This is a genomic window from Dolichospermum sp. UHCC 0406, assembly GCF_009712025.1.
Lineage (GTDB): Bacteria > Cyanobacteriota > Cyanobacteriia > Cyanobacteriales > Nostocaceae > Dolichospermum > Dolichospermum lemmermannii.
In genome coordinates this window covers 193,502-204,158 of record NZ_VILA01000002.1, presented here as the reverse complement: position 1 = coordinate 204,158, position 10,657 = coordinate 193,502, and the positions used below count along the sequence as shown (strand labels likewise).

At 38.6% G+C, this 10,657-nt stretch carries 9 protein-coding genes; 8 read left to right on the top strand and 1 reads right to left on the bottom strand.

What is annotated here, in order from left to right:
* The first annotated feature begins 50 nt into the window (after nt 1-50).
* The 6 genes from FJR09_RS03305 to FJR09_RS03280 all read left to right on the top strand — a co-directional run bounded on the left by FJR09_RS03305 (nt 51) and on the right by FJR09_RS03280 (nt 6,024).
* Nucleotides 51-650, top strand: a complete 600-nt coding sequence (locus FJR09_RS03305; RefSeq protein WP_015078193.1) for a hypothetical protein — start codon at nt 51-53, stop codon at nt 648-650.
* Nucleotides 651-825: 175 nt separating this feature from the next.
* Nucleotides 826-930 (top strand): DUF4351 domain-containing protein, encoded by a 105-nt coding sequence (locus FJR09_RS03300; protein WP_235081921.1) that lies wholly within the window; start codon nt 826-828, stop codon nt 928-930.
* Between the two features lie 99 nt (nt 931-1,029).
* Complete coding sequence (locus FJR09_RS03295) at nt 1,030-1,977, top strand: DUF4351 domain-containing protein (protein ID WP_015078194.1); 948 nt, start codon at nt 1,030-1,032, stop codon at nt 1,975-1,977.
* Between the two features lie 425 nt (nt 1,978-2,402).
* On the top strand, nt 2,403-2,942 hold the full coding sequence (locus FJR09_RS03290) for a hypothetical protein (protein WP_148279004.1): 540 nt from the start codon (nt 2,403-2,405) through the stop codon (nt 2,940-2,942).
* A 476-nt stretch (nt 2,943-3,418) separates the two neighbouring features.
* Nucleotides 3,419-3,535, top strand: coding sequence for a photosystem II reaction center protein I (locus tag FJR09_RS03285; RefSeq protein WP_083881405.1), 117 nt, complete (start codon nt 3,419-3,421; stop codon nt 3,533-3,535).
* A 98-nt stretch (nt 3,536-3,633) separates the two neighbouring features.
* Nucleotides 3,634-6,024 carry a DUF3769 domain-containing protein gene (locus tag FJR09_RS03280; RefSeq protein WP_168653778.1) on the top strand — a complete coding sequence of 797 codons (2,391 nt, stop codon included), beginning with the start codon at nt 3,634-3,636 and terminating at the stop codon, nt 6,022-6,024.
* 93 nt (nt 6,025-6,117) lie between these two features.
* Here the strand turns inward: FJR09_RS03280 and FJR09_RS03275 are convergent, their stop codons facing one another.
* Nucleotides 6,118-7,650 (bottom strand): SagB/ThcOx family dehydrogenase, encoded by a 1,533-nt coding sequence (locus FJR09_RS03275; protein ID WP_168651954.1) that lies wholly within the window; start codon nt 7,648-7,650, stop codon nt 6,118-6,120.
* A 160-nt stretch (nt 7,651-7,810) separates the two neighbouring features.
* Between FJR09_RS03275 and FJR09_RS03270 the strand changes: the two genes are divergently transcribed.
* A complete protein-coding gene (locus FJR09_RS03270; protein ID WP_015078199.1) occupies nt 7,811-8,650 on the top strand; it encodes an alpha/beta fold hydrolase in 840 nt (279 codons plus the stop codon).
* 137 nt (nt 8,651-8,787) lie between these two features.
* Nucleotides 8,788-10,494 (top strand): serine/threonine-protein kinase, encoded by a 1,707-nt coding sequence (locus tag FJR09_RS03265; RefSeq protein ID WP_168653782.1) that lies wholly within the window; start codon nt 8,788-8,790, stop codon nt 10,492-10,494.
* The last annotated feature ends 163 nt before the right edge of the window (nt 10,495-10,657 follow it).

Here is a 10,657-nt window from a genome sequence, read left to right as displayed (position 1 = left end):
TATACTGAGGCATAGCTTAAATTAAAACACGGATACAAGGATTTATCCTCATGAAACTATCTCAGATTTTGCCATTAGTTATTGTTGGTGGTGCTTTAGCCACTAGCCTTGTCGCATGGGAAAAGCCAGCACAAGCAATCCAAGTATTCAATTTCAGTTTTGACAATACTGTTGGTCCAGTTAATGGGACTGTATCAGGTACATTAGATTTGCCAAATGGTAATGGAACATTTGCGGCTACGTCTGTTAAAATAAATTCAGCCCCTGCTGCACTAGGATATACTCAACCTGTAGATGTGTTATCTTATTTTCCGTTTCCATCTTTGAATTCCTTTACAGTATTTAATGACACGATTACGTCAAGCAACTTTCTAGCGTATAATACCGCAGAGATGTTGGCTCTCAATGTCGTGCCAGGTAGTTTGGGTTCACTTTTATCTCCGGTTGGTACAGGTCAGGCGTTTTCAGGAGTAGTAGACATATACTCTACAACTCTCACATACACCCCCGCTACCCCCGTACCCTTTGACACAACACCGGGTGCTATGTTATCTACCATCCCTGTCTTAGCTTTAATGTACCGATGGAAACAATCCAGAAGTAGAATAGCATTAAGAACCACTGAAAAGCCTGCTGTAACAGTCTCATAAACTTTTTAACCTCCTTCTTTGCTGTTTTCCATACCTAACAGTTCAAGAAAACGGCAGAGAAAAATTAGTCTCATAGCAAAGGTATTTGTAGGGTGCCTTAGGCAAAGCCGTAACGCACCATTAATCAAGTTCAGGGTGCGTTACGCTGTCGGTAACGCACCCTATTTATCTATATTTGGTTCAAAAATTACCTGTTGAACAACTGGAGGAATTAGGAGAAGCCTTGTTAGATTTTACTTCAGTTACAGATTTACAAACTTGGTTACAATTTACTAATTAATATCACTTTATTTAGTTTAGGCGATCGCATTTCTAGTAGCGATCGCCATTACCCCAAAAATGTTAAATTAATATCTATGTATTAGCAAAAATCGAATAAATGACGAGATTTATACATGACCAATTCGCCAAAGATTATTTAGAAGAACTACTAAAACCTTATGGAAAAGTAGAAGCACCCAGTCATGTATCTGGAGAAGTACGAGAAATAGATGTATTATTTACACCATTTCTTGAACAAAAAGCGGATATAGCATCATTAGGGTTATTAGGTAAACTAGCCACCACACTAGCCATATTTGAACCATTTCGCAACCCAGCCTCAACAGAAGAAATATGTGATTGTCTATTAAAATCATTAGAAGTTAGAGGTGCATTAAAACGAGAAGCAAAACGTAATGCAACCAAAATAGCACAAAGTAATTTTCCTAAATTATGGATTCTCACACCCACAGCGTCTAAGAAACTGCTATCAGGATTTCATGGTACATTGGAATCAGATTCTTTACCAGGAATATACTATTTACCAGAGTCTTTCCGCGCAGCAATTATTGTCATTCATCAATTACCACCTATTCCAGAAACATTGTGGTTAAGACTTTTGGGCAGAGGAACGGTGCAAAAACGAGCAATTGATGAATTAGCAGCCTTACCATCAAATCAGCCTTATGTGAAAATCACATTAGAATTACTTTACAACCTGCAACAGAACTTGAGAATAAATCAAAGTCCAGAAATAGAAACAGAAGATAGGGAGTTGATTATGAGATTAGCACCACTTTACCAACAAGAGCGAGAACTCGCTAGACAAGAAGGACTACAAGAAGGACTACAACGAGGAGAACAACGAGGAGAACAACGAGGACTACAACAAGGAGAACAACTTCTGATTATCCGTCAGTTAAATCGCCGCATTGGTACAATGGACTCATCATTGATTCAACAAGTCCAAAAATTACCTGTCGAACAACTGGAGGAATTAGGAGAAGCCTTGTTAGATTTTACCTCAGTTACAGATTTACAAACTTGGTTACAATCTGTTAGCTAATCTTTTTCAAAAGACCGTTGATGATGTTTTCATGACTTTATGAAGAATTGAAAACTTTTTGATTTTTCCCGCCGAAAATTGGGATTAGGGGCTTGACAATTGATTTTGAATTTGTTATCATAGACTTGATAAGGAAGAACTATCTTCAAATTCTATTTAATAGACATAGGCCGAGTTTAAAGATGCTTGACATAAGACCCTTGTAGTAGAGACGTTCCATGGAACGTCTCTACTTTTTTGGGGATGTCCATTGAATTGTGCAGAACCGCTTACCATCATGGAGGCGGTTGTTTTTTGGCATAAACAGACGAGATATGAGAGTTTTCGATAAAATCTTGTAAAAGTTTGTAAAAAAAAAGACAATAACACCATTGCTACTATACTGAGATATAGGTCAAATTCAAACATGAATACAAAGATATATCATGATGAAACTATCTCAGATTCTGCCATTAGTTGTTGTTGGTGGTGCTTTAGCCACTAGCCTTGTCGCATGGGAAAAGCCAGCACAAGCTATCACATTTAATTGGGACGCATCGGGTTTAAATGTAAGCGGAAGTGGTCAAATTGAACTTGGAGATACAGCTGATCAGAATGGTTTCTACACAATTACTAACATATGGGGTATTATCAACTTCAATGATGGTTCTGCTGGACAAATTATAGGATTAACAGACCCAGTCCCAAAGATAAAACTCAATCCACCAGTCTTCCCTCCTATTAACTTTCAATACCAAAAAACACCAGTAGGCGATTTCCCAGATCCAAATAAATATGAAAATTACGCTTTTAATGAGCCCTTCACTGTAACCCCCGTACCATTCGACATCAGTCCAGGTGCTATATTACCCACCATCCCCATCTTAGCTTTAATGTACCTATGGAAACAATCGAGGAATAGAATGGCGTTAAAAACCATTAATAATCCTGATGTAACAGTTTCGACATATAGACAAGTAGGTTAACACAATAAAACCAAACTCTGTCAAGAAAAGTAGGCGTTGCTGAAACCAGGTATGAATTTAGGTGTAGAGACGAGAATCCCTACATGAGGAACGTCTCTACAAGGGTTTTGAAATCATCAAAAATCATTTTCATACCTCAAATCAGCAACGCCGAAAAGTAAAATGGTTGAAAACTTCTTCACCCTTGCAAGAGTGCTATAACGACAATTTTTAACACCAACCTACTTATTGTTATCAACCATTTTAATTTGTCGGTTGGGTTGAGGTACGAAACCCAACACAGTCCATAAGTATATTACATTTAATGTTGAGGTACGAAAACCAACACAGTCCATAAGTATATTACATTTAATATTGGGGTTTCACTTCGTTCTACCCAACCTGCGAGACTGCTGTTCTCTATTCTCTCGCCAAAGGTACAAGATATAGGTAAGATAAATTAGTTGCTATTTACCAAACCCCTGGGAGTTAGTTCTATGTTGAGTTTAAAAATCGCTGTTTATATTGTGGTCGGCTTCTTTGTCAGCCTTTTCATATTCGGGTTTTTGTCCAATGACCCAGCCCGCAACCCTGGCCGTCGGGACGCAGAATAAATATCCAACAAATCACCCCTAGTGGCTGGAAGGTAGAAAGAGGCTAATATGTAATTCAACCTTCCGGCTATTTTTTGCTTTTTGGTCAGCTTGAAAATATGTTTCATCCAGTATTGTCGCCTCAGCTACCTCCAAGTCTTGAATCTTTAAAACCTGTTGATCATCTCGCTTCTGCTACTGTTGTCAAGATTAAAACTGATAGACGAAAACTGATAATTGTCGGTAAAAATCAGGATAATAAGTATCAATTAAATATCAGCCTAGTCAAGAAAGATGTTGTTACGAAAGCTTCTTCATCTTCACCAGAAAACTTAGCGCCCCAGTCTTTACCCACCTATCCTCAAGTCAACGGTGAAGTTAGTCATAAAAATCAATTATTTCTTGATAAATCGGTAGTTTTAGCAGCCACACCAATCCCCCCAACTGAGTCCGGTAATGTGAATTTACAGGAATCTGGAGGAAAATTTGATCTGTCTGTTGGTGACAAGAAACCTGCGGCTGCACCAGTCCAAAATCTGATTGAATTCAAGCTGAGAAATCCCGAAAATCGAGAGTCAACACCGACTACTGTGGAATTTCCGCCGTCACCCCAACTCCCACAAGTAGAGAAGATTCCCGCGGGGAAAGGCAGAGTTGTGGAGGTAATTGCCGATCGCCAGGAGTATGATGAGCAAAGGCGAATTGTCACGGCTGATGGTAATGTCGTGGTCAGATTTGATGGAGCAGTGATTGATGCCGATAGTTTGCACATCAATTTGGATAATTTGATTGCGGTGGGGGAAGGTAATGTAGCTTTGACTAGAGGTAATCAGGTACTGCAAGGAAAACGTTTTACTTATAATTTTATTCAAGATAATGGGGAGTTGGAAAACGGTAAAGGTGAACTTTATATCCCCACCACAGGTACAGATTTTGCTTTTTCACCGTCGCTTCCTACAGATATTACAGCGGGTGGTGTACCTAGCCAGCCTTTAAGTAATCGGATTCGCGCTAATCAACCTATAGCGGGTGTAAATAGTCCTGGAGGAATACAATTTAATGCTAGTGGTCAGTCAGATGTGCGAAATGTACCTGCACAAGAATCTGGAGGTGTTGTCAAGCGGTTACGTTTTGAAGCCCAACGGATTGAATTTTATCCGCGAGGTTTTCAAGCGCAAGATGTCAGAATTACGAATGATCCTTTTTCACCACCGGAACTAGAAGTTAGGGCGGAACAGGTGACGGTGACGCGAGAAGCACCTTTAATAGACCGGATTGTTACCCAGCGTCAACGGTTGGTTTTTGATCAAAAAGTTGTTATCCCTATTCCTGTGAATCGTCGAACTATAGATCGACGACCACGCCAAGTAAATCCTACTATTGTCTCTCCTGGTTTTGATAATGGTAAACGGGGTGGTGTGTATGTAGAACGCAGTTTTGAACCGATTAATACTGATCAAAAACGCTGGACTATTATCCCCCAGTTCTATGTGCAAAGGGCGTTTAAAGATAGTGGGAATGTGGCCAGTTTATTTGGTGTCAAGAGCAAGCTGAATGCTGTTTTTGGTCCCAAAACTATTCTGGAAGGTACGGGAGAGTTAACTAGTTTTGATTTCGATCAGGTGGAAAATAGTTTACGCGGGAGTTTGCGGTTACGCCAAATATTGGGTAATGTCAATCCTTATACATTGAGTTTAGAATCTAGTTACCGCGATCGCTTGTATAATGGTAGTCTTGGCTATCAAACTGTACAAAGTAGTATCGGTGGAATTATCTCTTCTCCCGTTATTCCTTTAGGCAAAAGCGGCATCAATCTTAGCTATCAAGGTGGCGCTCAATATATAGATGCAAACACGGATCGTCAAGATTTACTCTCCCCAGTGCGGAAAAATGATCGGATTTCGCTGAGTCGTTTACAAGGAAGTGTGGCTTTGAGTGGTGGTATCAATTTGTGGCAAGGGAAACCATTGGCAGCTACAGCGACTGAGGGACTAAAATATACATCTAATCCTGTTGTACCGTATTTGCAAGCGATCGCAGGTATCACGGGAACTACTAGCTATTATGGTAGCAGCGATAACCAAAGCACTTTAACTGGGACTATGGGTTTAGTGGGACAGATTGGGAATTTTTCTCGCCCTTACTTAGATTATACCGCCTTTAATCTCACCTATTCCCAGGGAACTAACAGCGGTTTATCACCTTTTCTCTTTGACCGTTTAGTTGATAATAAAGTCCTGAATGCGGGTCTTTCTCAGCAACTTTATGGACCGTTCCGGCTAGGTTTGCAAACATCCATTAACCTCGATACAGGTAAAGCTACTAGCACTGATTATATTATGGAATATAGCCGTCGCACCTATGGTATTAGCCTGCGTTACAATCCTGTTCTCCAGTTAGGTGGCTTTAGTATTCGTATTAGTGACTTTAATTGGACAGGTGGTACAGATCCATTTTCTAATGGAGAAGTTAAACCCGTTGTTGGTGGTGTAGTCCGTCAGGATAATTGAAAATCAGGAGTTATGAGTCCATCATTTTTATCTTGACAAACTACTAGATCAACTAGATCCCCGACTTCTCCAAGAAGTCGGGGATCTAAACTCCTATCTAGGTTTTCCTAATGTCGTAATGTAGATAACTGCTTCATCCGTAGGGATACCCAATACTTCATTTACTTGGTCATCAAAAAAGCCAGCGATACCACTCACACCTAAGTTCAGACGAATAGCTGCTAAATTCAGCCTTTGTCCGAAAATACCTGCATCTAGGTGTAAATAACGGTAAACACGATCTCCATATTGAGCGATCGCATTTTTTAAATCAGCAGTATGAAATAATACTGCCCCTGCATCTCTCCCTAATTCCTGTTCCAAACAGAGAAAATATAACTCCCGACGGCAATTTTTAAAGCGAATTTGCCGTAATTCTTGGGCTTTAGGTGCGTAATAATAACAGCCTGGATCTAATCCTTGCACTCCAGAAACAACAACAAATGTTTCTATTAAATTCAAGTCAAAATAATCAGGTTGGGGATCTAAATCTTGGTCAATGTAATTTTGTGGTTGATAAGTAAAATCAAGTAAAGCTTTCAGTTCATCGAAACTCAAATCATCACCAGTATAAGCACGAGTAGAACGGCGTTTATAGATAGTATTTGATAATTCTGATAAATTTTCTCCCCAAAACATTGGTGTAGTTCGAGTCGAAAATTTTTCACAAAAAGGAAAATTATATTTGTCTTCTAAAGACTTTTCTGATGGCACAGTTGGTAAATTTAACTTACCACCAGTACTAGCTGGAATTTGGGTGTTTAAATGAAAATATTTCAGTAGTTCACCATCAGGAATAGATGGATAATTAGTTGTAGTTGTCGAAGGTAAAGCCGTGCGTCCTAATGGTAAATTTTGGCTCACATCTAACAAATCTGCCAAAGCTAAAACAGCAGTTGTTCCTTCTTGTTCATGATCAATATAAAGTAATTCATTAACAGCTTCATCAGCAAAACCGCCAATTAAATGAGAGCGATAATCGGCAATATTACAAGCTAATTGAATATTACTTAAAAGATGCCCAGTGTCGAGAAAAATTCGCCGATAAGCCCTGTTTTCATAACGCCAAGCGGAACGATAAAAGACCGCAGTGGTAATAATAGCTAATTGGGTACTTTCTAAGGAAGGATGCCAAAAACAAGCTGCTTGTAAAGTTTGCCAAACATCACTTTCCCAAAAGTGCATTAAAGAATGAGTTCGACATTGATAATTATAAAGTCCTGGTGGTAATAATGGCGTACCGCGAGAAACTAAATATACCTCAGCCGGATATAACCCTCCCGCACTGGGCGCAGAACGTAAGTATACTGTATTACCCAAAGAAGGCATTTTTGCTGTGAGTCCATAACTGTGAAATAATAGTTGAGAAAGCCGCCACCACCATTTGGTATCTTGTTTATTAGCAACAGTTGCCGCTGTTTCTTGCAGATAGGGTTTGAGGTCTATATCAGAGCCAATTTTGTACTCTTTGAACGGTACTGGTTGTTTATTCCAGTCTAAATTACGACCTTTACCAGCCAGGGTTTCTGGGTGGTACTTAGTCCGGTCGTGATAGTGTTGGGAAATGGATTGTTCTATTTCTGGCATAGTAATTTTAATATCCTTGTAGTCCTACTCTTGATTTTGACATTTATTAGTTCCATTAATTCGTGCTAATCAGTACAATCATCAAAATTAAAAATTAACCCCAAAAAAGTTATTTTTCTGTTAGAATCCCGAATCACCTATCCTGGAGAAGATTGACCAAATGATGCCTGTACGTCAAACTTTATCAACATCTGATATTCAACTTTCTTATTTAGAATGGAGTCAAGGTCAAGAACCATTACTGTTATTACATGGTATGGCTGATCATGCTTTGGTTTGGTCTAGTTTGGGAGATTATTTAGCAGCAGATTATCATATAGTTGCGCCAGATATGCGTGGTCATGGTGAAAGTAGTAAGCCAGAACAAGATTATACCTTTGCCAGTGCAATTTCCGATCTAGAAGCATTAATGGATAAACTAGGATGGTCTGCGGCTCATATTGTCAGTCATTCCTGGACAGGAAAATTAGCCGCTATTTGGGCTAGAGAGAACCCAGCTAGGTTAAAAAGTATCACATTAGTAGATCCCATTTTCATCTGGAAAATGCCTAGTTTCCTAAAAATCACATTTCCCCTGTTGTATCGTGTTTTACCCTTTCTGAAAAGCATGGGACCATTTGCAAGTTACGAGGAAGCTGAACAAAAAATTAAACAACTCAGTCAATATCAAAATTGGAGTTCTTTGCAACAGCAAGTTTTTCAAGCCGCAATTGAAGAAAAACCCAACGGTACTTGGGGTAGCAAATTTACCATAGCAGCCCGTGATGGCATTTTCGACGCAGTCATGGAAATACCAGGTTTTATTCACCCAGTTGACACACCTGCCCTCTTTATACAACCAGAAAAAGGTGTAAACCGCCAAAATTGGCAAATTCAACCTTACAAAACCAACCTTAAAAACTTAAATTTGTGTCAAGTTCCCGGAAATCATTGGCCATTTCTAACCAACCCCACAGAATTTAATCAAACAGTTGCCACTTTTTTAGCAGCACAAACATGAGATAATTTCTAACTTTCACCAATCACCAATTACCAATTACCAATTACCAATCACCAATCACCAATTACCAATCACCAATCACCAATCACCAATCACCAATTACCAATCACCAATTACCAATCACCAATCACCAAATTATGAGCCTTTGCATTAATCCAGTTTGTTCTCAACCTAATCATCCAGATAATGACGAAAACCGTTTTTGTCAAAGTTGTGGTTCTCAATTGGAATTGATAGGACGTTATCGAGTATTACGTTTATTAAGTGATAAAACTGGATTTGGCAAAATTTACGAAGCCTATCAACAAGACACCCCAAAAATCCTCAAAGTTCTCAAAGAAGAATTAACAAATGATAGTAAAGCCTTAGCACTATTTCAACAAGAAGCCAAGGTTTTACAACAACTAAATCATCCTGGTATTCCGCGAACAGAAGGTTATTTTCCCTATCAAACTAGAAATAATCTCATATTGCATTGTCTGGTGATGGAAAAAATTGCAGGACCTAATTTAGAACAATGGTTAAAGCAACAACAAAACCGCCCCATTTCTGAAGCTCAAGCCATAGTCTGGTTAAAACAATTATTAGAAATATTAGATTTAGTTCATAACCAACAATATTTACATAGAGATATTAAACCATCAAATATCATGATTCGTCCAGATGGACAATTAGTATTAATTGACTTTGGTACAGCCAGAGAAATTACCAGAACCTATTTAGCAAATGGTGGAGGAATGACAGCAATTTCATCATCAGGTTATAGTCCTCAAGAACAAATGCGAGGACAAGCCATACCTTCATCAGATTTCTTTGCTTTAGGACGGACATTTGTATTTTTATTAACGGGATTTCCCCCCGAACAATTATATGATCCTCATTTAGATATCTTACAATGGCGACAGCATGGGAATCATGTTTCTCCATTATTATTAGACTTCATTGATTGGTTAATATCAACAGAAGTCAGTAAACGTCCTAGCAATGCTGAAGAGATTTCTAGAAGATTAGCAGCAATTGAACATCAACTTACAGAAAATACATCCGCAACTGTGAATATTGGCGGGTTAGGAAAAACAGAAATAATTAATAAACCAACTACTAATAATACCGTTATTCCTCCACAAAGACAACCCGAAAAATTACCATTATTATCCTGGTTTGCAGCTTTAATAGTTTCCTTATTACTACTTTGGTGGGTATCATTAGCATTTAGAAATACTAAATTTGCGGCTTTACCTCCTGACTATGGACAAGCACCAGTTAAACAAGGCAAAGTTGATTATTTTCCCTATGAAGAAGGGAAAGATAGTCAAGGGAGAGTTGCAGAATTTAATATTGCGGTTTTATCAGTAGAATATAAATGGCAATTAGGCAGCACTTACCAAATTAAATATAATGATCAAACTATTACCCTTGATTCCTTAAAATCTAATTTAGAACAAGAAGGAATCCAGAAAATTATGGAAAATCCCAGCGAGATTATTTCTGTGGGAACAGCTTCTTGTGAAGGTAATATTACCGCCGAACAAAGTCGCGCTTTAGAACGTTCTCAACAAATTCAATTATTAGGAAAAAAGATATTTAGTAGTACACCCAGTGTTAAAGGTTATCGGTTATTAAATTTGGGACAATTTCAGAGAAAAGATTGTCAAGCCAACCAAGACTCAACAGCCTATCAACGCAGTATTATTATTATTGGGGTGAAAAAACAAGCCCAAGGGGTAATATTAGATGAAGCTTTAAGAGATAGATTAGAGAAAAAACCATTTGCTGATTTTAAATTAGAGGATTATTCTCTGGGTTCACCAGATAAATTTAAAACCATACCCAGTAATTTATAGTAGTTCCCGGTGTTATGAGGTACATATCTAGCGGGCAAGATGCCCGCACTACAAGAGTTTCATGATTCAACTTTGTACCTCATAAGAGCGGAAACCGCTGTAAAGCCTCTCCCCTACGAGGGGAGAGGTTTGGAGAGGGGTCTGTTTACACATTAAAAACTTT